This is a genomic window from Allobosea sp. (assembly GCF_036675845.1).
In the GTDB taxonomy this organism is placed as follows: domain Bacteria; phylum Pseudomonadota; class Alphaproteobacteria; order Rhizobiales; family Beijerinckiaceae; genus Allobosea.
Genome location: NZ_JAKFED010000056.1, coordinates 1 through 23,472 on the forward strand (window position 1 = coordinate 1; position 23,472 = coordinate 23,472).

18 protein-coding genes and 1 pseudogene are annotated in these 23,472 nt (G+C 66.4%); 8 read left to right on the forward strand and 11 right to left on the reverse strand.

The annotated features are described in order from the left end of the window. Positions 1–294: pseudogene (locus V6M56_RS06150) on the reverse strand (histidine kinase); the annotation flags it as partial. A 31-nt stretch (positions 295–325) separates the two neighbouring features. Next, positions 326–1,618: an adenylosuccinate synthase gene (locus V6M56_RS06155; protein ID WP_332682147.1), complete on the reverse strand. Its 1,293-nt coding sequence runs from the start codon at positions 1,616–1,618 to the stop codon at positions 326–328. Positions 1,619–1,924: 306 nt separating this feature from the next. Here V6M56_RS06155 and V6M56_RS06160 point away from each other — a divergent pair, with 306 nt between their 5' ends. The 3 genes from V6M56_RS06160 to V6M56_RS06170 all read left to right on the forward strand — a co-directional run bounded on the left by V6M56_RS06160 (position 1,925) and on the right by V6M56_RS06170 (position 4,558). Next, positions 1,925–2,491 carry a dihydrofolate reductase family protein gene (locus V6M56_RS06160; RefSeq protein ID WP_332682149.1) on the forward strand — a complete coding sequence of 189 codons (567 nt, stop codon included), beginning with the start codon at positions 1,925–1,927 and terminating at the stop codon, positions 2,489–2,491. 89 nt (positions 2,492–2,580) lie between these two features. Next, positions 2,581–3,159: a tyrosine phosphatase family protein gene (locus V6M56_RS06165; protein WP_332682151.1), complete on the forward strand. Its 579-nt coding sequence runs from the start codon at positions 2,581–2,583 to the stop codon at positions 3,157–3,159. Positions 3,160–3,346: 187 nt separating this feature from the next. Continuing rightward, on the forward strand, positions 3,347–4,558 hold the full coding sequence (locus V6M56_RS06170; RefSeq protein WP_332682153.1) for an amidohydrolase: 1,212 nt from the start codon (positions 3,347–3,349) through the stop codon (positions 4,556–4,558). Between the two features lie 181 nt (positions 4,559–4,739). On the opposite strand, the gene V6M56_RS06175 is transcribed toward V6M56_RS06170, so the two are convergent. The 4 genes from V6M56_RS06175 to V6M56_RS06190 form a co-directional block, all read right to left on the reverse strand. Further along, positions 4,740–6,416 (reverse strand): mucoidy inhibitor MuiA family protein, encoded by a 1,677-nt coding sequence (locus V6M56_RS06175; RefSeq protein ID WP_332682155.1) that lies wholly within the window; start codon positions 6,414–6,416, stop codon positions 4,740–4,742. 178 nt (positions 6,417–6,594) lie between these two features. Beyond that, entirely contained in the window at positions 6,595–7,509 is a 915-nt protein-coding gene (locus tag V6M56_RS06180) for a hypothetical protein (RefSeq protein ID WP_332682157.1), read from the reverse strand. A gap of 387 nt (positions 7,510–7,896) precedes the next feature. Next, positions 7,897–9,519: an ABC-F family ATP-binding cassette domain-containing protein gene (locus tag V6M56_RS06185; protein WP_332682160.1), complete on the reverse strand. Its 1,623-nt coding sequence runs from the start codon at positions 9,517–9,519 to the stop codon at positions 7,897–7,899. 102 nt (positions 9,520–9,621) lie between these two features. After that, positions 9,622–10,503: a type 1 glutamine amidotransferase gene (locus V6M56_RS06190; protein ID WP_332682162.1), complete on the reverse strand. Its 882-nt coding sequence runs from the start codon at positions 10,501–10,503 to the stop codon at positions 9,622–9,624. Positions 10,504–10,658: 155 nt separating this feature from the next. On the opposite strand from V6M56_RS06190, the gene V6M56_RS06195 reads away from it, so the two are divergent. After that, positions 10,659–11,573, forward strand: a complete 915-nt coding sequence (locus tag V6M56_RS06195) for a DMT family transporter (RefSeq protein WP_332682164.1) — start codon at positions 10,659–10,661, stop codon at positions 11,571–11,573. 193 nt (positions 11,574–11,766) lie between these two features. Here V6M56_RS06195 and bla read toward each other — a convergent pair whose 3' ends face one another. Further along, positions 11,767–12,759 carry a class A beta-lactamase gene (bla, locus tag V6M56_RS06200; protein WP_332682165.1) on the reverse strand — a complete coding sequence of 331 codons (993 nt, stop codon included), beginning with the start codon at positions 12,757–12,759 and terminating at the stop codon, positions 11,767–11,769. 232 nt (positions 12,760–12,991) lie between these two features. Here bla and V6M56_RS06205 point away from each other — a divergent pair, with 232 nt between their 5' ends. Both V6M56_RS06205 and V6M56_RS06210 read left to right on the forward strand, forming a co-directional pair. Further along, on the forward strand, positions 12,992–14,323 hold the full coding sequence (locus V6M56_RS06205; RefSeq protein ID WP_332682167.1) for an MFS transporter: 1,332 nt from the start codon (positions 12,992–12,994) through the stop codon (positions 14,321–14,323). A 39-nt stretch (positions 14,324–14,362) separates the two neighbouring features. Continuing rightward, positions 14,363–15,202: an N-acetylmuramoyl-L-alanine amidase gene (locus tag V6M56_RS06210; RefSeq protein ID WP_332682168.1), complete on the forward strand. Its 840-nt coding sequence runs from the start codon at positions 14,363–14,365 to the stop codon at positions 15,200–15,202. A gap of 54 nt (positions 15,203–15,256) precedes the next feature. Here the strand turns inward: V6M56_RS06210 and serA are convergent, their stop codons facing one another. The 3 genes from serA to V6M56_RS06225 form a co-directional block, all read right to left on the reverse strand. Next, entirely contained in the window at positions 15,257–16,858 is a 1,602-nt protein-coding gene (gene serA / locus V6M56_RS06215; RefSeq protein WP_332682170.1) for a phosphoglycerate dehydrogenase, read from the reverse strand. Between the two features lie 156 nt (positions 16,859–17,014). Continuing rightward, a complete protein-coding gene (locus tag V6M56_RS06220) occupies positions 17,015–18,193 on the reverse strand; it encodes a phosphoserine transaminase (RefSeq protein ID WP_332682171.1) in 1,179 nt (392 codons plus the stop codon). 661 nt (positions 18,194–18,854) lie between these two features. Then, positions 18,855–19,544 carry a Crp/Fnr family transcriptional regulator gene (locus tag V6M56_RS06225; RefSeq protein WP_332682172.1) on the reverse strand — a complete coding sequence of 230 codons (690 nt, stop codon included), beginning with the start codon at positions 19,542–19,544 and terminating at the stop codon, positions 18,855–18,857. Between the two features lie 217 nt (positions 19,545–19,761). Here V6M56_RS06225 and V6M56_RS06230 point away from each other — a divergent pair, with 217 nt between their 5' ends. Both V6M56_RS06230 and V6M56_RS06235 read left to right on the forward strand, forming a co-directional pair. Next, positions 19,762–21,153, forward strand: a complete 1,392-nt coding sequence (locus V6M56_RS06230; protein WP_332682173.1) for a DUF1254 domain-containing protein — start codon at positions 19,762–19,764, stop codon at positions 21,151–21,153. A gap of 66 nt (positions 21,154–21,219) precedes the next feature. Then, entirely contained in the window at positions 21,220–22,614 is a 1,395-nt protein-coding gene (locus V6M56_RS06235; RefSeq protein ID WP_332682175.1) for a DUF1254 domain-containing protein, read from the forward strand. Positions 22,615–23,172: 558 nt separating this feature from the next. Here the strand turns inward: V6M56_RS06235 and V6M56_RS06240 are convergent. Further along, positions 23,173–23,304 carry a hypothetical protein gene (locus tag V6M56_RS06240; RefSeq protein WP_332682177.1) on the reverse strand — a complete coding sequence of 44 codons (132 nt, stop codon included), beginning with the start codon at positions 23,302–23,304 and terminating at the stop codon, positions 23,173–23,175. Positions 23,305–23,472: the final 168 nt, after the last annotated feature.

Consider the following 23,472-nt stretch of genomic DNA (forward strand, 5'->3'; position numbering starts at 1 on the left):
CGGCTCCGGCATGGCCGGCGCCGCTTCGGCGACGCGGCGTTCGCCGGGCGGCCGCGGCGGGAAGGTCGGCTCGAGCGCGTCGGCGAGCGCGATCTCGGCCTCGATGCGCGAGACCGCCTCGTCGAGCGAGAGCCGCTCGCGGGTGATGTCGGCTTCCGAGAGCGGCGGATCGAGGCTGCGCAGCTGGGCGATCAGGGCGGCGCGGGCCCGGTCATAGACCGCCCGGCGCGCCTCGGGCGACTTGTCGGTCAGCCCGGCGATCGCCCGCGCCAGAATGGGGTGGAAATCGGCCATCGGCCTCAAATGTCCGTGTTGCTCGGGTCCGTCAACCCTCGAAAGGATTCTGGACCAGGATCGTATCGTCGCGCTCCGGGCTGGTCGAAAGCACCGAGACCGATGCGCCGATCAGTTCCTCGATGCGCCGCACATATTTGATCGCCTGCGCCGGAAGGTCGGCCCAGGAGCGGGCACCGGCGGTGGAGCCCTCCCAGCCGGCAATCGTCTCGTAGATCGGCTCGACGCGGGCCTGGTCGCTCTGGCCGGCCGGCAGATGCTCGAGCACGGCGCCGTCGAGGCGGTAGCCGGTGCAGACCTTGATCTCCTTGAAGCCGTCGAGGATGTCGAGCTTGGTCAGCGCGATGCCGTCGATGCCGGAGGTCTTCACCGTCTGGCGCACCAGGCAGGCGTCGAACCAGCCGCAGCGGCGCTTGCGGCCGGTGACGACACCGAATTCCTTGCCCTTCTGGCCGATCAGCTCGCCGATCTCGTCATGCAGTTCGGTCGGGAACGGGCCTTCGCCGACGCGCGTCGTATAGGCCTTGGCGATGCCGAGCACATAGCCGACGGCGGAGGGGCCGAGGCCGGAGCCGGTCGCGGCCTGGCCGGCGACGATGTTCGAGGAGGTGACGAAGGGATAGGTGCCGTGGTCGACATCGAGCAGCGCGCCCTGCGCGCCCTCGAAAAGGATACGCTTGCCCGCCCGGCGCTGCGCATCGAGCAGGGCCCAGACCGTGTCGGCATAGGGCAGGATCTCGGCCGCGATCGCGGTGAGCTGCGACAGCAATTCCCCGCCATCGACCTCGTCGATGCCGAGCCCGCGGCGCAGCGCGTTGTGATGCGCCAGCAGCCGCTCGATCTTGGCCTCCAGAATGGCGGGATCCTTGAGGTCGATGACGCGGATGGCGCGGCGGCCGGCCTTGTCCTCATAGGCCGGGCCGATGCCGCGCTTGGTGGTGCCGATCTTGAGGGCTGCGTTCGAGGTCTCGCGGAAATGGTCGAGCTCGCGGTGCAGCGGCAGGATCAGCGTCGCATTGTCGGCGATGCGCAGGTTCGCGGGGGAAATCTCGACGCCCTGGGCGCGTAGGCGGGCGATCTCCTCGACGAGGTGCCAGGGGTCGACGACGACGCCGTTGCCGATGACCGAGAGCTTGCCGGGGCGCACGATGCCGGAGGGCAGAAGCGAGAGCTTGTAGACCACGCCGTCGATGACCAGCGTGTGGCCGGCATTATGGCCGCCCTGGAACCTCACCACGACATCGGCCTGGCTCGACAGCCAGTCGACGATCTTGCCCTTGCCCTCGTCGCCCCATTGGGCGCCGACCACGACCACATTCGCCATGGCGGTGACCTTTCTCTCGCTGACCTGCACGGCCAGTGCGAATTCCTGTCGTTCGACCGGGACCGGTCGAACCGAAAGCGCGCCGGCGCAAAGCGCCCGCACAAACGAAAACCCCGGCGCAAGGCCGGGGTTTCGGGTGAGGTCCTTGCAAGCCCTCTTGGGCCAAGAGCATGGCAAGGTCAAGGCTGGCGCCGGCGAAGCTTGGGAAAGAATCTGCATCGCGCCTGTCGATTCCGCCCGCCGCCATTCGACGGGAGGTCGGAAGGGGTGGCGCTCCGCCGCCTCCGTCAAGGCAGGATCAGGACCATGCGCAAGCTCGTCGTCACCCAATACATCTCCCTCGATGGCGTCATCGAGGATCCGGTCGGCATGGAGAATTCCGGCCTCGGCGACTGGACCGGGCCGTTCTCGCGCGGGCCGGAGGGCGACCGGCTGAAGCAGGCCGAGCTCGAGGCGGCCGGCGCGCTGCTCTTCGGCCGCAGCACCTACGAGGCTTTCGCTGGCGTCTGGCCGCTGGTCGAGAACGATGTCTTCGCCGACCGGATCAACGCTTTGCCCAAGCATGTGGCTTCGACGACGCTGCCGCAGGCGGCCTGGAGCAACAGCGCCATCCTGCGCGGCGATGCACTGGCCGCGATCGCGGCGCTGAAGCGCGAGGCCGGCGGCGACATCCTGGTCTATGGCAGCCTGAAGCTCGTCCATGGGCTGCAGCGGGCGGGCCTGGTCGACGCCTACAACCTGATGGTCTACCCGGTCGCGCTCGGCGCCGGCGGCAGGCTTTTCGCCGCGGGGGTGCGCAGCGACCTCGCCCTCGTCGAATCGCGCAGCCTCGGCGACGGCATCCAGTGGCTGCGCTACGGGGCGCGGCGCTGACGGCGCGGGGCAACCCTGCGCCCCGGGCGGTTGCGGGGCGCGGTCGGTGGCGTTAACCCCGCGCCATCCGTCACCGCGAGGCCGCCCCGATGCAACCGATCGCCATCTCGACGCTGACCATCTGCGGCATCGAGGAGTTGCCGGCCCAGAGCGCGCGGCGCGTCAGCCATGTGCTCTCGCTGCTCGATCCGGACCTGCCGGAACTCGATTCCTTTGCCGCCTATGAGGCGCATGAGCGGCTGACGCTGCGCTTCCACGATATCATCGCGCCGATGGCAGGCCGGGTGCATCCGACGGAGGCGCATGTCGGCGCGATCCTCGATTTCGGCGCGAGCCTCAAGGAAACGGCGGCGAAGCGCTCGGGCGGCCATCTGCTGGTGCATTGCCATATGGGCATTTCGCGCTCGAGCGCGGCGATGCTCTCGCTGCTGGCGCAGGTCCATGCCGAGGAATCCGAGGACAGGCTGTTCGAGCGCCTGCGCCTGGTCAGGCCGCAGGCCTGGCCGAATTCGGTGATGATCGGCTTCGCCGATGCGCAGCTCGGGCGCGGCGGCCGGCTCAGCGCGGCGCTCGGCCGGCACTATTCGCATCAGCTCGAAGCGCAGCCGCGCTATCGCCAGTGGATGACCGATCTCGGCCGTGGCGCCGAGGTCGCGATGGCGGGCTGAGCTCTCTACTCCCGGCCTTTCGCCGGCCGCGCCCACTCCCCTTTTTTGCCGATAGCCAATCTCCCGAAGCATGGCTGTTTCGCCGTGCTTGCAGAATGACTTGGCGACGATTGGCCTTATGAAGGCGAGGGGCGGCAATTGGCATGAGCCATGTACTCATGCGCCGCTGGCAGGGGGGACAGAAGCCATGACGAAGCTCGACGACTGGCTCGGCGCGCACCACGCCGAGTTCACGGCGATCCGCCGTGACATCCACGCTCATCCCGAGCTCGGGCTCGAGGAGCACCGCACCGCCAAGCTCGTCGCCGACAAGCTGCGCGAATGGGGCGTCGAGGTCACGGAGAACATCGGCCAGACCGGCGTCGTCGGGGTCATCCGTGGCAACCAGCCGGGCCAGCGTGCCATCGGCCTGCGCGCCGACATGGACTGCCTCGCGCTGGAAGAACTGACGGGGCTGGCGCATGCCTCGAAGTTTCCCGGCCGCATGCATGCCTGTGGCCATGACGGCCACACCACCATGCTGCTCGCGGCCGGCCGCTATCTCGCCGGGAACCGGGATTTCGGCGGCACGGTCAACCTGATCTTCCAGCCGGCCGAGGAAGGTCGCGGCGGCGCCAACGCCATGCTGGCCGACGGGCTGTTCGAGCGCTTCCCCTGCGACGCGATCTACGGGCTGCACAATACGCCCGGCCTGCCGGCGTCCAGCTTCGGCACGGCGGTCGGCCCTTTCCTGGCCGCAGCCGATTCCTGGCGGGTGACCTTCCGCGGGGTCGGCGGCCATGGTGGCTCGCAGCCGCATCTGTCGACCGACATCACCTATGCACAGGCGCATTTCGTGCTCGGGTTGCAAGGCATCGTCGGCCGCAATGTCGCGCCGCTCGACACCGCGGTGATCAGCGTCGGCTTCATCCATGGCGGCGACCAGAATGCCTCGAACGTCATTCCCTCCGAGCTGGTCGTCGGCGGCACGGCGCGGACCTATTCGCAGGATGTACGCAGCACGGTGGAGCGGCGCATCGCCGAGATCGCGGCAGCGACGGCGCAGGCCTGGGGCTGCGAGGCGGAAGCGCATTACCATCGCGGCACCAGCTCGCTGGTGAACGCCGCCGAGCAGGTGAAGGTCGCGGTCGCGGCGGCTTCCGCTGCGGTCGGGCCTGAGCATGTCGACGGCCAGATGCGGCGGGGCACGGGCGGCGAGGATTTCGCCGAGATGATGCTGGTCTGCCCGGGCGCCTTCATGCGCATCGGCAATGGCGTCGAGGCCGACGGTTCCTTCAAGGGGCTCCACACCCCGCTCTACGATTTCAACGACGAGATCATCCCGGCCGGCGTGCGTTACTGGGTCGGCCTCGTCGAGCAGGAACTCGGCGCGGGCTGGCAGGCGGTCGCGGCCGAGTAGCGCCGTCGGGGAGCCTGCTGATTTTTCGCGGAACCGCACCGTCATCCCGGACAAGCCGCGAAGCGGCGCAGCTCCGGGATCCATCGTAAGGCTCCGGTGCTCTACGATGGATCCCGGGACAAGCCCGGGATGACGGCGCGGTTGCGAGAGAATGCCGAACCGGGTCGGCGAAGGGACCGGCCTATCGCCGCGGCTGGTCGAACACCACTTCGCGGTCGCCCGGATATTTCAGCCGGTAGGCGAGGCGGATCTCCTTCTGGGCGCCGGGCGCGAGCTCGAAGCTCCAGGCCGAGACGCCGCGCTTGTCGCCGACTTGCTTCTCGGTCGGTGCCGTGGTCTGCGGCAGGGTCTCGACCGTGATCGCGCTGTTTTCCGAGATCGGGATGCGCTCGGTCACGGTGATCTTCACCGGCTGGGCGTGCAGGCTCTTCACCACCGTCTTGAACTCGCGCAGATCGGTGCGGGTGGCGCCGAGCCAGCCGGAATCGTTCTCGCGGCGGCGCACCGGCGAGCGCGTCACCTTGATCCGGTCGTCGGCGCCGAAGCCGAGCTCGACCTTGTCGCCGGGCGCGGTCAGCTTCAGCCGGCCGCGGCCGATATAGGCGCCGTCGCGATGCAGATAGACCTCGCCGGCCAGCAGCGGGGCCTCGTCTTCATGGCTGAAGCTCGCCTCGAGATAGGCCGTCTCCTCGAGTTCCGGCGCGGCACGGGCGGAGAGCTCCGGATTCAGGCTGGCCTGTGACAGCACCACCGCCTTGGCCGAGCCGTCCTGCGGCACGCTGACCCGGCCGGGCACGCGGAAACTCGCCTGATAGGGGCCGGCCTCGACGGTCGCGGTCACGAGCTGGGCGCGCTGCGGCTCGGCCGCCTTGCGCTGGGCCTGGTCGGCCTCGGCTTCCCTGGCGGCCTCCTGGCGGCCGGCGATCGCGGGAGCTGGCGCGGCGAGACGCCCTCGGTTCTCATAGACCACGGGCGGCTCGTAGAAGGCGATGCGCAGCGGGTCGAGCTCCGGGGCGCGCGTGCCTTGCGCCGAGCGCGTGGTCGAGAGCTCGACCCTGACCTCGCTCCAGTCCTCGCCGGTGCGCTGGCGCAGTTCGGCGCGGCGGGTGAAGGCGATGGAAGGCGCGGCATCGGGGCTGCCGGTCGAGAGCCGCGCCTCGTAGAGCGGCCGCCAGTTCGCGCCCGAGACGCGATAGCTCACCAGGAACTCCGCCGTGACCGGGCTTTGCGCCTCGACCGCGATGGCGACGTCGCGCTTGGGCTGGCCGATGCGCGGGCCTTGCGGGCGCGCCTTCTCGAGCGCCGCGATCTCGGCCTCGGCGTCGGCGATGCGGTTGCGCAGGATCAGCAATTCGCCCTGGACCTTGACCAGGGCGGTGCCGATCGCCTCGAACACCGCCGGCCAGTCGCCGACCGGCAGCGCCTTGCCGTCGGGGCCGAGCTTGTCGGGCCCGGTCCTGCCGAAGTTCTCGATCGTGGCGCGCTTGGCCTCGACGGCGCTGACCTGCCCCTCAAGCGCCGCCTTCTCGCCCTGCAAGGCCCTGATCTTCTCTTCCAGCGCAGCGTCGATGGCGGGGCGGGCCTCGCCCGGCACCTGGCGGACATCGACAGCCCCGATCGCGAAGGCGCCATCGCCCTGCGCCTCGACCCGGATCGAGGCGGGATCGACGGTCGCCGGCAGGCCGCGCAGCACGATCTGCGAGGCGCCCTCCAGCAGGGCCGCCTTGCCGAGCCGCGTCACCACCGCCCCATCGGGATAGACGGTGACGCGATCGATCTTCGAGGCGAATTCGATTTCGGCGGCGCCGGCTAAACCCGGCGCGAAAATCAAGGCTGCGGCCAGTCCAGTCTTCATCATGCTGTCCCCCGACAAATCAAGCGGCCGCGATTTGTCCGGTGGATTTCGGCGCGGCGAGGGCGGAATTGGGCCGGAACGGGGGAGCGCGCCGCGAGGGCGCAACCACCGCCCGGCGACGATGGCTGGCCCTTGCCGGCGCCAGTGCGGTTTTCGCTGCGTAAGGGGCTGGCCGGAGCCCTCAAGGCGTCGGCAGCGGCGGGATCATCGGCTCGAAACCATCCGAATTCGCCTGGCGGGCCCGATCGTGCAGGAACGCGACGACCTGCGCCATCGTGTTGGCGTTGCCGAGCGCATTGGCGGTCGTCGAGACCGAAATGTCGCCGAGGCCTACGGTGTGAAAATACTCGTGGGTGACGACGTCACGCTGGAGGTCGGCATTGGCGTTGAACCAGGAGGTGCAGAGGTCGGTGTCCGGCGGCTTGCGGCCCGGCGTGGTCCAGGCGAAGGCGGGCCTGGGATCGACGCATTTGCCGCCGGCGCGCGCTGCATTGAGCGTCTTCGGCAAAGCGAGGTTCTGCTCGATCAGCGCGATCGCCTTGGCCAATGCATCGCGGAAGGCCGCATCCATCGGGTTCGACGGCACGAGCAGCTTGCGCGAGATCACCGCCATGTCGCGCCGAAAGTTGCGCCGCAACTCGTTGAAGGCGGCCGCGCTACCGGCCGAGCTCTCGAAAAACGCGATCTGCCTTTGCAGCAGTCTCAGCCGGGTCAGCGCGAAACGCAGGGCGGCACGGCTCGCCTCCCAGGCACGGTCGACGCGGTTCGCGTCGGTTGGCCCGGAAGGCGTCGGGCCGGGCGCCGGGGGGATGAACCCGGTCTTCTCGATCCGGTATCTTCCCCGGAAATAGGACGATTCGTACCAGGTGTGGTCGTTGCTGTTGGTCAGCGGCCTTTGCCAGCTTTCGCGGGTCGTGGAGCCCTTCCACCACAGGTTGACCAGCTTGGAGGTGGCGGACCAGTTGCCGACGCCGCTTTCGATGCTGCCCTGGTCGCGCCAGGTCACGCCGCCGTCGCGCCGGAAGTCGTACTCCCAGACCCAGCCCTTGACCCGGACCGTCCAGGTTCCGATCAGCAAATCGAGATCGCCGGCCATCTGCCATCTCCGTTCGCAGGAAAGTCGAGGCCGGCCGGTCGGGCCGCCTGTCCTTACGAAAGGCAAAGAACGCATCGTCGGAGGAGCGGGAGATAGACTTGCACGAAGCGATGACGCCAACAAGATCGCAGCGCGTGCTTCGCACTCAGGCAGTTTATACCAACGGCCTTCGCGTTTGACCGGCGCGGTACCCTTTCCGTCATTGCGAGCGTAAGCGAAGCAATCCAGAAGGGCTCGCTCGACGCCCCCTGGATTGCTTCGTCGCTTCGCTCCTCGCAATGACGGCCAGAACCTCGCAAAGGGTCGAATTCAAAAGCCGTCTCCAACTTAGAAGATGGAGACGGCCCGTAATCGCGTGGCTCGACCGGTAAAAAGCGCCTGCCGCTCTCAGCTGCGCAGGCCCGGTGCCTCCTGGCCGGTGCTGGCGACATATTCGGTGTAGCCGCCGCCATATTGCTGGATGCCGTCCGGCGTCAGCTCGAGCACCCGGTTGGAGAGCGCGGCGAGGAAATGGCGGTCATGGCTGACGAAGAGCATGGTGCCTTCGTATTGCGCGAGCGCCGAAATCAGCATCTCCTTGGTGGCGATGTCGAGATGGTTGGTCGGCTCGTCGAGCACCAGGAAATTCGGCGGGTCGTAGAGCATCTTGGCCATCACCAGCCTTGCCTTCTCGCCGCCGGAGAGGAAGCGGCAGCGCTTCTCGACATCGTCGCCGGAGAAGCCGAAGCAGCCGGCAAGGGCGCGGAGCGAACCTTGCCCGGCCTGCGGGAACGAGCCTTCCAGCGCTTCGAACACCGTGGCGTCGCCGTCGAGCAGTTCCATGGCGTGCTGGGCGAAATAGCCGAGCTTGACGGTGCCGCCGACGGTGACGGTGCCGTCATCGGGTTTCGAGGCGCCGGCGATCAGCTTCAGCAGGGTCGACTTGCCGGCGCCGTTGACGCCCATCACGCACCAGCGCTCCTTTCGGCGCACCTGGAAATCGAGCCCCGCATAGATGCTGCGGCTGCCATAGCGGACATGGACGTTCTTCAGCGTCGCGACGTCCTCGCCGGAACGCGGCGCCGGCTGGAACTCGAACTGGACGGTCTGGCGGCGCCTGGGCGGCTCGACGCGGTCGATCTTCTCGAGCTTCTTGACCCGGCTCTGCACCTGCGCGGCATGCGAGGCGCGCGCCTTGAAGCGCTCGATGAAGTTGATCTCCTTGGCGAGCATCGCCTGCTGGCGCTCGAACTGCGCCTGCTGCTGCTTCTCGGCGAGCGCGCGCTGCTGCTGGTAGAACTCGTAATCGCCGGAATAGGTGGTGAGCGCGCCGCCGTCGATCTCGACGATCTTGCCGACGATGCGGTTCATGAATTCGCGGTCATGCGAGGTCATCAGCAGGGCGCCGTCATAGCCCTTGAGGAATTGCTCCAGCCAGATCAGGCTTTCGAGGTCGAGATGGTTGCTCGGCTCGTCGAGCAGCATGGCGTCGGGCCGCATCAGGAGGATGCGGGCGAGCGCGACGCGCATCTTCCAGCCGCCGGAGAGGGCGCCGACATCGCCCTCCATCATCTCCTGGCTGAAGCCGAGGCCGCCGAGCACCTCGCGCGCCCTTCCGTCGAGCGCGTAGCCGTCGAGTTCCTCGAAGCGCCCCTGGACCTCGCCATAGCGGGCTATGATCTCGTCCATCTCGTCGGCGCGCTCGGGATCGCCCATCGCCGTCTCGAGCGCCTTGAGCTCGGCGGCCACCGCGCTGACCGGGCCGATGCCGTCCATCACCTCGGAGACGGCGCTGCGGCCGGCCATGTCGCCGACATCCTGGCTGAAATAGCCGATGGTGACGCCGCGGTCGACAGCGACCTGGCCCTCATCGGGCAATTCCTCGCCGGTGATCATCCGGAACAGGGTGGTCTTGCCGGCGCCGTTGGGGCCGACGAGGCCGATCTTCTCGCCCTTCTGCAAGGCGGCCGAGGCCTCGATGAAGACGATCTGCCGGCCGTTTTGCTTACCGATGTTTTCGAGACGAATCATGATCTTGGGAACTGGATTTCGAAAAGGAAGGTGGGGCGTTGCCCGCGGACTTACGCGATGGCTCGCGCTCGCGAAAGCCCGGACGGTCCGTCAGCGGCCGCCTCACGCCCGGCTGCGGGCGCTCGCGAAGGGCTTGACCCGCGCCTCGAGGAAGTTGCGCAGCTCGGTCACCCGCCTCACCGGGTCGAGCACCTCCTCGTCGAGCCCATGCGCCCAGGCGAGGTCGCGGCGGGCGGGATCGGCGTCGAGCGCCGCGATCTCGGCGAGCCAGGCCTTCGCCGCCGCCTCGTCGCGGCGGAAATCCTCGTCGACCAGGATCGCGGTGCGCTGCGCCAGGATCGCGACGATCTGCCGGAGCGGGAATTCGGGATGGTACTGCACGCCCCAGAAGCTGCCGCCATCCTGGCGGAACTCGGCGGCCTGCACCGGGCTCATCGCGTTCGAGGCCAGGATCGTGGCGTCGGCCGGCGGCGCGATGATGCTGTCGAGATGGATCGCCGGCGCGTCGAAGGAAAGCGGTCGCCCGGCCAGCAGCGGGTGGCGGCGCCCGGCCTCGCTCGGGGTGATGCGGCGGGCGAAGCCGATCTCGCGACCCTTGGGATTGGCGGCGACGGTGCCGCCGGCGGCGACCGCGCCGATCTGGATGCCCCAGCAGGAGCCGAAGGCCGGCGTGCCGCTGGCGTAGATCGCCCGCATCAGCTCGATCTGGCGGGTGACGGCCGGCTCGCCCTTGTAGATGTGCAGGGCCGAGCCGGTGAGGAAGATGCCGTCATAGGACGACAGCCCCGCCCCGTCCGGCAGGTTGGCGCCTTCGTCGGCCGGCAGGCAGATATCGGTGACCATGCCGGGGATGATGGCGCGCAGTTCCTCGGCATAGGCCTCGGACGGCGTGGTGCCGAAGCCGGCGCGGTGGTTCTCGCGCTGCTCCCGGGTGTTGCCGTCGACGACGAGCAGCCGGAGCGGCCGGGGGCTGTCGATGTTCATAGGCGGGATCCTGCCGGCGGGAGCCCGCCGGGATTGCGTCCGGCGACGGGCTGTGTTGCACCCTGTCTCATAGGACAAGCGCAGCGGGCAATCTATGCAGGCGCTTCGCCTGCATGGAAACCGTGCAGGCGCCTCGCTCACGGAGACCAGGCGTTTTGCACCCAGCGACCTCCCTGCCGCAGCGAGCCTGGGGCAATGCCTATCTCCTGATGATCCTGACGACCCTGTTCTGGGCCGGCAACGCCGTGGCGAGCCGGCTCGCCGTCGGCGAGATCTCGCCGCTCGCCCTGACCTCGCTGCGCTGGGTCTTCGTCTGCTCCGTGATGCCCTGGCTGCTGCGCCGCGAGATCGCCGAGCATATGCCGGTGCTGAAGGCGAACTGGCGCAAGATCGCGGTGCTCGGCGGCCTCGGCTTCACCGTCTTCAACTCGCTGATGTACCTCGCCGCCTATTCGACGACGGCGATCAATATCGGCATTCTGCAGGGCTCGATCCCGGTCTTCGTCCTGCTCGGCGCCTTTCTCGCCTTCCGCACGCCGATCGGCGCGCTGCAGGCGCTCGGCGTCGCCGTCACCATCCTCGGCGTGCTGGTGACCGCCAGCCGAGGCGATTTCCAGGTCCTCGCCAGCTTCAGCTTCGCCGCCGGCGACCTCTGGATGATCATCGCCGGCGTGCTCTATGCCGGCTACACGGTCGGCCTCCGGACGCGCCCGCCGGTGCCGAGCCTGGTCTTCTTCACCGCAATGGCCTGCGCCGCCTGCGTCGCCTCTCTCCCTCTGCTGGCCGCCGAGATCTGGTCCGGGCTGATCATCTGGCCGACGGCCAAGGGCTGGCTCATCCTGGCCTATGTCGTCATCGGCCCGTCGCTCCTGTCGCAGCTCTTCTTCATGCGGGCAGTCGAGCTGATCGGGCCGGGGCGGGCCGGCGTCTTCGTCAACCTGGTGCCGGTGTTCGCGCCGCTGCTGGCGGTGCTGGTGCTGGGCGAGACGGTCGCGCTCTATCACGGGCTGGCGCTGGCCCTGGTGCTGGGCGGCATCTGGATCGCCGAGCGCCGCAGCACGCGCGGCTGAACAGGACGCGGAGACGCGCCGTCATTCCGGACAAGCCGCGCCAGCGGCGCTGCTCCGGAATCCATCGAAGGAGGCCTCGCTCTACGATGGATTCCGGCGCTCCGCCTCGCTGCGGCCGGAATGACGGCCAGCTTTTGAGCGAAGGCGACGGGCACTGAAGCCCGACGGTCGACCTGTCCGCGGATGGTCTCCCTTACCGCAGGCTCTCGACCGCCAGCCGCGCCACCGCCGCATGGGCGGCGTCGCGGGCCTTGGCGTCGACCTGCGAGCCGGCGAGATAGACCGCGATGGCGAAGCGGCGTCCGTCCGGCAGGGTGACGATGCCGATATCGTTGGTGGCGTGGTTGAGCCCGTCGGCGCTCGGGCCGAGCCCGGTCTTGTGGGCGAAGCGCGCCCCCTTGGGCAGGCCGGCGCGGATGCGCTGGGGGCCGGTCTTCGCTTCCAGCATGATCTTCTCGAGCAGCGCGGCATGGGCCGGCTCGCGCAGCCAGTTGCCCTTGGCGAGCGCTTCGAGGAAGCCGATCGAGGCCTCGGGCGTGGCGCTGTCGCGCTTGTCCTTCAGCGTCGCCTCCAGCGTCTTGCGCCTTTGGGCGGCCGGGATCGCCTGGATCGCCTTGTAGAACTGCGCGGTGTCGATGGCCTGGTCCCAGCCATAGCCGGGCAGGCCGAGGATCTCGGGCTGGAAGACGCGCTCATAGCGGTCGACCGAGATGCCGGCGACGCCGCCATCCTTCAGCATCGCGGTCAGCACCTGCGGCCCGCCGATCAGGCGCAGCAGCAGATCGGCGGCGGTGTTGTCGCTCTGCGCCGTCGAGCGGGTGAGGAGATCGCGCAGGGTGTAGTCGTTGCGCTCGCCCTTGAAGGCCTTGGCGAGCGGGCTGTGATAGAGCGAGAGGTCGTTGCGGGTGACGGCGATCTTCTGGTCGAGCTCGAGCTTGCCGGCCTCGACCGCCTGCAGCACCGCGACCGCGAGTGGCAGCTTGAAGACGCTCTGCAGCGGGAAATGCTCGGTGCCGCGATGCGACCAGCTCTTGCGGTCCTTCAGGTCGATGAGCCCGACGCCGAGCCGGCCCTTCGCCCATTGTTCGATCGTCCTGATGCCGCTGTCGAGCTTTGCCTTGTCCCAGTCGGCGAAGGCGGGCGTGGCGGCAAGGCAGGCAAGGGCAAAGGTCGTGGTACGCAGCATCGGGGTCTCCATCTGGCGCGCCAGAGGAGGGGGCGATTGCGGCGCAACCGCGGCAGTAGGAGCTCCTAAGCCGGGCAGCAGCGGCACGGCTCGGCGCGCGCCGAAAAAGAGTGCTTGCGAAAGATACAACTTATAGTAGCAATACTGCTTACGCACAGTCAGTGATTGTGCTGCCGCCCGCGTCCACACACGGGCCGGCGGCTTTCAGCCGGGTCTCGGGGGGAGGCGTGGTATGTCGTGGCTCGCGTTCATTGCCCAGGCGGTCAAGAACGATCCCCGGCTCAAGCTCGCCGCCGGCGTGGCGCTGCTCGGGGCTGTGGTCGCAGCCGTGCTCGCCTTCACGGGCGGCAATCGCGAACTGGCCGTGATCGGCGGCCTGTTCGTCGTCGGCTTCATGATCCTGCTGGCGATCTTCATCACCATCTCCGAGAGCAGGGAGCCGCGCCCGCGCCTGGCGGCCTTCCTGATCTGGTCGATCTCGCTGGCCTTCGTGGGTTCGATCGCCCTGGTCGTGCTGTCCTATTTCTTCTGCCTGCCGCAGCCGCTCGGAAGCAGTTGCGCGATGCGGCTGAGCTATGTGCGCGGCGAGATCGCCGACCTGCCGCCGCCGCACAAGAAGCAGATCGGCATCGCGCTCGAAGGCCATGCGATGGGCGCGATCAACGCCGATACCAAGGCCTTCCACTTCGTCGTCCTCGAAAATCCCAGCAAGCGTTCGACGCTGACGGTCACCGTCCGCTCGCCGGACAAGGCGGTCGACCGCGACGAGGACATCAAGGTGCACCTGTCCTGCATCGTGCCCTCCTTCCGCTCGTCGTCGATGCTCGAATGGCGCTATGCCGAGGATGGCGTGCCGCAGCCCGACGGCACGGTGGTCGCGACGCCGGTGCTCTACGAGAACGCCCGCAAGATCGGCGAGTTCGGGCGCAAGGACCCGATCCTCTGCCAGGACGCGCCGGCCGTTCCCCGGGAAAGCTCCGGCTGGCGGGCGTTGCTGCCGAGCTGGCAGGCTTTCGCGCAGACGGCCGCTTCCCAGCCCTCCCCGGAAATCAAGGCTGCGATCCAGGATCTCACCCATGAGGACACGATCGTGCGCCGCTCGGCGCGCGCGACGCTGGGCAGCGGCTCGGTCGCGGCCGTGCCGTCGATCCTGGAAGCGATGCGCCAGAAGCCCGGGGATTACCAGGTGCAGCTTGGCGGCAGCGTCGCCCTGACCGAGATGCTGCGCCGGAACAAGGCGGATGCGGGCGCGATCGCGAAGCTCATCACCCGCCCCGAGGATCGCGGACTGCTGCTCGAGGCGGCGGGGGCCAAGGACCGGACGCTGCGCATCTATGCCAGCGAGTTCCTCTCCGATTTGGGCGATCCCGAAATGTCGCGGCAGGCGCTCGGGCTGGCGGCAAGAACCGACGACGCGAACGCCCGCTACAACTGGCTGCTGGTCGCGCAGGGCGGCTGGCACAAGCTCGATGCCGCCCAGAAGCAGGCCGCCGGCGCCGATCTTGGCGCCGCTTATGCCGCCTCCGGCCCCGAGACCCGCAAGCTCTTCGGGAAGCTGAACTAGCCGGACGTCGCGAGCCCGATCAACGGGGGGAGGGGAACCATGTTCAGGGTCAGGAACCACAAGCTGGCGCTCGGCGCCAGCAATGTCGAATTCATCAAATCGCCCAATATCGGGGGCGCGCTCGCTCCGAAGTTCCTGGTGATCCACTATACGGCGAGCGGCCCCGGCGCGGATATCGCGCGCTACTTCACCAGGCCGGAAGCAAAGGTCTCGGCCCATCTGGTGATCCGCCGCGACGGCACGGTGATCCAGTGCGTGCCGTTCGACGTCGTCGGCTGGCATGCCGGCAGGAGCCGCTGGACCGACAAGACCGGCAAGTATCACGCGGGATTGAACCAGACCTCGATCGGCATCGAGGTCGAGAACTGGGGACCGCTGCGGCGTACCGGCTCCGGTTGGGTCTCCTGGAAGGAGGCAGCGGTCGATCCCAGCAAGGTGATCGAGGCCCGGCACAAGTTCGGCGATCCGGACTGCGGCTGGGAAACCTATACGGAGGCGCAGATCGAGGCGACGCTTCAGGCTGCGCGCGCCATCTGCGGAGAATACGGCATCGACGAGATCGTCGGCCATGACGACATCTCGCTGATCGGCAAGATCGATCCCGGTCCAGCGTGGAACATGGGTTCGTTCAAGGCGAAGGTGCTTGGCCGCAACACGAACGGCCCGCCGACCTGGACGGTGCGCTCGCCGACCGGCCTCAACATCCGCTCGGGGCCGGGCATGGAGCATCCGGCCCTGCGGCCGCAGCCCTTGCCCGACGGCACGGTGGCGATCCTCCACGAAGCGTCCGGGCAATGGCGCTTCGTCTCGGTGCTCAACGCCGCCGGCCAGCCCGATTTCTCGGGCTGGGTGCATGGCGGCTTCCTGTTCGAGAGCTGAGCGCAGGCCGCCCGCCAGCCGCATCGGAGCTGGCGGGCCGATCTTCAGGTGGGCTCAGAACTTCAGGCGGCGGGCCCGCTTGACCATCGGGATCTCGTGGATCTTCTCCAGCAACTCGTCCGAGATCGCCTCGTCGACGGCGACATAGCAGATCGCGTCGCCGCCCGGCTTGTCGCGGCCGAGATTGAAGGTCGCGACATTGACGCCGGCCTCGCCGAGGAGCGAGCCGAACTGGCCGATGAAGCCCGGCTTGTCGGCATTGCGGACATAGAGCATGTGCGGCGCGAAATCGGCGTCGATCTGGATGTCGCGGATCTCGACGATGCGGGGCTTGCCGTCATGGAAGACCGTGCCCGACGCGTGGCGCGGCATGTCCTCGGCTTCGACGACGATGCGGATGACGCTTTCGAGATTGCCGGCGACCTCGCGGGTCAGCTCCTCGACGACGATGCCCTTCTCCTTGGCGATCATGGTCGCGTTGACCATGTTGATCTCCGGCAGGAAGGGCCGCAGCACGCCGGTGATCGCGGCAGCCGAGATCGCCTTCAGGTTCAGCTTGGCGACGGCGCCCTCATATTCGATGCGGATGCCCTTGACCGGCGCCTCGGTGAGCTGGCCGAGGAAGGAGCCGAGCTTTTCGGCGAGATCGACGAAGGGCTTGATCCGCGGCGCTTCCTCGGCCGAGATCGAGGGGAAGTTGACCGCGTTGGTGATCGCGCCCTTGAGCAGATAGTCGCTCATCTGCTCGGCGACCTGCAAGGCGACGTTCTCCTGCGCCTCGTTGGTGCTCGCGCCGAGATGCGGCGTGCAGACGACGTTCTCCAGGCCGAACAGCGGGTTCTGCTCGGCCGGCTCGGCCGAGAACACGTCGAAGGCCGCGCCTGCGACATGGCCGGACTTGATCAGCGCGGCGAGCGCCGCCTCGTCGACCAGCCCGCCGCGGGCGCAGTTGATGATGCGAACGCCCTTCTTCGTCTTGGCGAGGTTCTCGGCCGAGAGGATGTTCTTGGTCTTCTCGGTCATCGGCACGTGGAGAGTGATGAAGTCGGCGCGCTTCAGCAGGTCCTCGAGCTCGACCTTCTCGACGCCCAGTTGCACGGCCCGATCGGCCGAGAGATAGGGGTCGAAGGCGATGACGCGCATCTTCAGGCCGATGCCGCGCTCGGCGACGATCGAGCCGATATTGCCGCAGCCGATCAGGCCGAGCGTCTTGGCCGTGATCTCGACGCCCATGAAGCGGTTCTTCTCCCATTTCCCGGCCTGGGTCGAGAGGTCGGCCGAGGGAATCTGGCGGGCGAGCGCGAACATCATGGCGATGGCGTGCTCGGCGGTGGTGATCGAATTGCCGAAGGGCGTGTTCATCACGATGATGCCGCGCGCCGTCGCGGCCGGGATCTCGACATTGTCGACGCCGATGCCGGCGCGGCCGATCACCTTCAGCTTGGTCGCCTGCTCGAGCAGCTTGGCGGTCGCCTTGGTCGCCGAGCGGATGGCGAGGCCGTCATAGTCGCCGATCATCGCGGCGAGCTTGTCCTTGTCCTTGCCGAGGGCCGGATCGAAGGTCACGTCGATGCCGCGATCCTTGAAGATCTGCACGGCGGCGGGGGAAAGGGCGTCGGAGATGAGGACGCGGGGTTTTGGATTCTGAGCGGTCATCGGGGTGGCTCCGGCAGCGCGCCGCAAGCGGTCGCGCGCGTGAATGGGAGGATGGCGTCATGGCCGGGCTTGACCCGGCCATCTCGGGACGCGAAGGCGCGGACGGCGCCTCATTCGGATAGAGATGGTCGGCTCAAGCCCGACCATGACGCCTGATCAGGCCGCCTTCTTGCCCAACCCAGCCTTGGCCTCGTTGAAGGCGTAGGTGATCCAGGGCAGCAGCGCCTTGACGTCGCGGCTCTGGACGGTCGCGCCGCACCAGATCCGCAGGCCGGGAGGGGCGTCGCGGTAATGGCCGAGATCGTAGCCGGCGCCGGCCTTCTCGATGATCGACACCACCTGCTTGGCGAAGGCGGCTTGCGCGTCGGCCGGCAGTGCGGTCACGGCCGGGTCGGTGAACTTGAGGCAGACCGAGGTGTTCGAGCGCGTCTTCGGCTTCACCGCCAGGAAGTCGATCCAGTCGTTCTCGCGCACGAATTTGGCGATGACGCGGGCATTGCCGTCGGCGCGCTTCACCAGCCCGTCCAGTCCGCCGACCTTCTTCGCCCAGTTGAGCGCATCGAGATAATCCTCGACCGCCAGCATGGACGGCGTGTTGATCGTCTCGCCGACGAAGATGCCCTCGGAGAGCTTGCCGCCCGAGGTCATGCGGAAGATTTTTGGCAGCGGCCAGGCCGGCTTGTAGGTCGTCAGCCGCTCGACCGCGCGCGGCGAGAGCACGATCATGCCATGCGCCGCCTCGCCGCCGAGCACCTTCTGCCAGGAGAAGGTCACGACATCGAGCTTTGGCCAGTCGAGCTTCTGGGCGAAGGCGGCCGAGGTCGCGTCGCAGATCGTCAGGCCCTCGCGGTCCTCGGCGATCCAGCTGGCGTCGACGACGCGCACGCCCGAGGTCGTGCCGTTCCAGGTGAAGACGACGTCGCGGGTCTTCGTGTCGACCTTTTTCAGGTTCGGCAGCTCGCCATAGGGCGCGTTGAAGATGCGGACATCGGGCAGCTTGAGCTGCTTGGCGACATCGGTCACCCAGCCCTCGCCAAAGCTTTCCCAGGCCAGCATGTCGACGCCGCGGGCGCCCAGCATCGACCACATCGCCATCTCGACGGCGCCGGTGTCGGAAGCGGGCACGATGCCGATGCGGTAATCGGCCGGGACCTGCAGCACTTCGCGGGTCAGGTCGATCGCTAGTTTGAGTTTGTCCTTGCCGACCTTGGCGCGGTGCGAGCGGCCGAGCGCCGCGTCACTGAGGGCTTTGAGGCTCCAGCCGGGGCGCTTGGCGCAGGGGCCGGACGAGAAATGCGGCACGCGCGGGCGCGCTGCCGGAATCGTATTCGCCATCGATGTCTCCATCCTTACAGATGGGCGCGCCTCGGTGGGGAGGCGTGTCCCGTCGATGGGGGTAGGATGGGGAGGGGAGGGGAGTCAAGCTGGTGGGGATCGTGTGAAGCGAACAATCACATGGCAATAAGCAGGGCGAAGGCGGGATCAGCCGGGACTAGGCGGGATCAACCGGAAAGATCTGTAGCTTCAATATGTTGGGCGGCCGCGCGACCTGCCGGGAGCGCCGAGGATCGGCAAGGCCCAGCGAACAGTCAAATGGCAATAAGGGGAACGCCTAGGCCGCGCCGCGACCGATATGCCTTCAAAGCCCGCGCTTCACCGCCTGAACTGTCATGATTTGCCTCACAGCTGGTGTTCAGCGTGACAGTTCGGAAATACTGCGAGATTACAACGCCGTATGCTATCCGCTGCCGCAGCCCCGCCAGTGATGAACTGTAACGGCGAGCCGGCTTCTCCTCTGAGCGATTCTTGTGCCCAGCGGGGTTTGTTGAGGGGCTCCAAAGGGGACAGCGCAAGGTCCGAAACGGGGTGGGAAGCCGAAATTCATGGAGCGCCTCTAGGGCGTCGCCATCGGTCCGCCAGCAGACTTTGGATCGTCGCCTGGAACCGGGCATGCCAGAAATGCAGGCCATGGCACCCGCCGCAAATAGGCATGCGATCAATCGCTGCCGTCTCCTTCGGCGAAGCTACTCAGTGCTCCAGGGTCGGTTATGATGATGGAGCGATAGGATTTCGCCACCCACCCGGCGTCGACGAAACGTTTGAGTGCCGCGTTGACCTGCTTGCGTGAGGCGTTGGCCATGACGCCCACCTCGCTCTGCGTTAGCGGGATCGGGACATCCCCAATCCAGGTCGTACGCTGAAGAACGGAGGCAATCCGCCGGTCTGCCTGGGGCTTCTGCAAATCGTGGATCACACGAAAAAGGAACTCGACATTCATCATCAGTATCAGCGCCACGTGATTAACCATGTCCGGGCCACGGGAAGCCATCTGAAGCATCGCGTCCAAGGGCAAATGCAGCATCGTCGTCTCCACGACGGCCCTGAGTTCGCCGCGGCGCGGCTTTCGTGTGAGGAAGCAGGCTTCGCCCGTCCATCGACCGGGAACCCCGAGAAGGATTAGGCGAGGCCTCGAGCCGGCCGGTGCAATGCTTACGCTGACAGTGCCAGTTACCAGCCCGTAAATTCCGCCTGCGGGGTCTCCGAGGTGAAACACGGCCTCGCCCGGCGCAAAGCGGAGCAGGATCGAGCGCCGCAGCACCTCCGCGCGGACCGCTTCCGGCAGGAGAGGAAGCCAGCCGCGCTCGCTCATGACACGCTCGGCTTCGGCCCTGCTGATCTGGTTCATAAAAATATCCGCCTTTGTCCTCTTTGGGACAAATACGGCGCTTCGAGCGGCTATGCTAGCAGTACGGAGATAAATCTTGACGCACCTTGTGTTGCGAGCGTTAATTGCAGGGCAATGGGCAATTGGATAAGACTAACTGAACCTTAAAATCATCACTGCAATGGTAGGTGCAACGATGTTTCGGTCCAAAATTGTAATCAATACCCAGAGAGCGTTGGTGGCTTTTGGGATATTTGCTGGTGTTCAAGGAATTGCTGGTGCTCAAGTCGCGCCGCCGAGCCTGACGGCCGAGGAAACCTACGCCATCGCGCGGGAAGCCTATCTCTATGCCTATCCGATCGTCAGTATGGACGTGACGATGCGGCAGGCGACCAACGTGCCCGATACCGCCACGATCAATATGCGTGCGCCTGTCAATCAGTTCGCGCACGCGCGGGCTTACCCGAAGGCCGAGGAGAAGGATGTCGTCCGCTTCAACTTCGATACTCTTTACTCCTTCGCGTGGCTCGACCTCGCCCACGAGCCGATCATCCTTTCTGTACCGGACACCGCAGGGCGCTATTATCTCCTGCCGATGCTGGACATGTGGAGCGACGTATTTTCCGTTGTTGGTAGCCGCACCACTGGCGCCAAGGCCGGAAACTACGCGATCGTTGCGCCGAATTGGAGCGGGCCCCTCCCGGACGCCGTCGTCAAGATCATCGCACCGACACCAAACATTTGGATCATCGGGCGCACGAAAACGGATGGACCGGCCGATTACGCCAATGTCCATAAGGTGCAGGACGGCTACAAGCTGACACCGCTGTCTCAATGGGGAAAAGACTACACCGCGCCAAAAGGCGCATCGACCGACGCTTCAATCGACAGCAAGACACCTCCGCTCATCCAGGTCGACAATCTGGACGGTGTCAGCATGCTGACGCGCCTGGCGGATCTGCTGAGCAAATATCCTCCGCACCCCAACGACTATCCGGTCCTGTTCCGGCTGCGAGCTCTTGGCGTCGAGCCAGGCAAGCCGCTCGATCCCTCCAAGATTGATCCGCAAACGGCATCCATCATCAACAAAGCGGCCAAGGAAACGCTGAACGGCCTTCAGGCCGCCTGGGAGAGAAGCGGAAGGGTGGTCAACGGCTGGACCCTCCAGAACGACAACATCGGAACCTACGGCACGTCCTACTTGAAGCGTACACTCGTGGCCAAAGGTGGCCTCGGAGCCAATCTGCCTGAGGATGCCGTGTATCCGACTGCGGTGTTCGACGGCGACGGCAAGCTGCTTTCCGGCGAGAACAAATATGTTCTCCATTTTGAGAAAGGCAAGTTGCCCCCAGCCAACGCCTTCTGGTCGATCACCATGTACGACATGGACGGCTTCCAGGTGCCGAACCCGATCAACCGCTTTGCTGTCGGCAGCTACGACAAGTTCGAGTTCAACGCCGACGGCTCGCTCGACATCCATGTGCAGGCGGAATCCCCCGGCAAGGACAAGGAAGCGAACTGGCTGCCTGCTCCCAAGGGCCAGTTCCAGCCTTCTATGCGCATCTATTCGCCGCGCGCTGAAGTGCTCGACAGCTCCTGGGCGCCGCCGCCCTTCAAGAAGGTGAACTGACCCCCGGGGCTCGACGAGCGGCGGCCGCACGAGCCGCCGCTCCAGTCAATCGCAATGGAGATCGTAATGAAGAGCACTCTGCTGTCGGCGATCTGTGCCGGAACGCTTGTATGGACTCAGGCGGCCTTGGCGCAGCCGTCCCTGCCGGCCGACGAGGCGCGGGAAATTGCCCGTGATGCCTTTATCTACGCCTATCCGCTGGTCCTGTCGGGCGTGACTTTCGACGTTGGCAAGAACGTCAAGGAACCAATCGGAACCAGTGCGCCTCTCAATCAATTCGGCCACATGCGGCAGTTCCCGGACGCATACTTCACGATCGTCGTGCGCCCGAACGCCGACACCTTGTACTCCTCCTTGGGCTACGATGTTACTAAGGAACCTCTCGTCATCAGCGTTCCCGCGTCCGGCGATCGCTACTATCTGCTGCCCTTCCTGGACATGTCGAGCGATATCTTCACGGTCCCTGGCACCCGTACGCGCGGCAACGGCGCACAAACCTTCGCCATCGTCGGCCCGAATTGGCAGGGACGCCTGCCGACCGGGGTCAAAGAGTATAGGAGCCCGACCGGATTAGGGCTGTTGATCGGGCGCACCCAGACCAACGGCAAGGCGGACTATGAGGCCGTCCGCGCATTCCAGGACGGCATGGCGGCCGTTCCGCTGAGCGCGTACGGAAAATCCTACACGCCCCCGAAGGGCACGGTGAATCCGAAGCAGGACATGAGCGCGCCGCCGGATCAGATCGACAAGATGGATGCGGCCATATTCTTCGCCAAATTCGCCGAGCTGATGAAGGCCAATCCGCCCCATGCCAACGACCATCCGATCCTCGACCGGATGAGGCGGATCGGCATCGAGCCCGGCAAAAGCTTCGCACTCGCTTCCGCGCCGAAGGACGTTCAGGACGCACTGAACGCCGCGCCGGCTGTTGCGCTTCCAGCCATCAAGGGGGCCTGGAGCAAGGCCGGGACGCTCGCGAATGGCTGGCGCACTAACATGACCGCGATCGGCACCTATGGTACCGACTACCTGCACCGCGCGGGTGTCGCCTATGGCGGATACGGAGCGAACGCGATCGAGGACGCGCTCTATCCGACCGCCTTCGCCGATTCCGAGGGCAAGCCGTTCAGCAGCGATAAGCGCTATGTCCTGCATTTCGCGAAGGACCAGATTCCGCCCGTGCGCGCCTTCTGGTCGCTGACCATGTATGACGAACGCCAACTCTTCACCGAGAACCCGATCGATCGCTATGCGATCGGCGACCGCGACAAGCTCGTCTTCAACGCCGACGGTTCGCTCGATCTCATCATTCAGAGCGACTCCCCCGGCAAAGATAAGGAAGCGAATTGGTTGCCGGCGCCCAAGAGCGGGACGTTTACGATGAACTTGCGCCTCTACTGGCCCAAGGTCGAGGCCACCAATGGAGCCTGGGCCCCGCCACCGGTAAAGCGGCTCGATTAACCCGGAGCGTATTAGCAGTAGCGGGTCTCCGTAGGGCGCCCGCTACCAAGCTCGACCGGTCGCTCTCAGTTGATCATTTCGTGGTCCCATTCGCGCGGCGGCAATCAAGCTGCTTGCCATCCACAGCCGGATAGCCCGGAAGCGATCGCGTGCATCTTCGGAGAAGGGCTGCTCCTGTCCGCTGGCGAGATTGCTAACTTGACCGCCCGAAGCGGACATCCCCAATGTCAGGAAAGGCGCCAACTCCGGTCGCCCGACAACCGATCTTCGAATGTCTCATTTGGGTCGGAAGCAGCCGCGCCGCGTGCGTCGCAATCTGGGCCGTCTATCGCGCCTTGCGCTACCCGCGCGGCAATCGCGGCGATTCCGGGATGCCCACCAATTCCTGCGCCGGCCGTTCGCCGCACTTCTTGCAGACCAGGCGGCGGTGCAGTTCGCTGATGCGGTCGCTGCCGAGCAATCCAGGCATGAGGCGCCACGGAATGTGATGCGTCACCCTGCATCTCGCGCAGCGGACCGCGAGCCGTTCATGGCCGGCAGCCATGGCGTCATGAACAGTTAGATACCCAGCCATCGCTTGATCAACAGCCCTGCGACAACTCCGCTGAGCAGGGCGATCACGATCATCAGCCGGAACTGGTATTTGCGCTGCCGTTCCCCAGCCGCCCATCGCTCGAAGTTGTCGTCCATCTCGCCTCCTGCGCCATCCAAGGTTTCCACAGGGCTCAAGGTGCGTCAATTTTTGTTCTTGTTTTGTTTCATGCCTCGCGCTTTCCTATCGTTGACGTTGCCCCCTATTTGCCCTCGTTCATAACTGGACTCTGCTCTTGTTGTGGTCCGTCCTGGACCGGGTTGCGA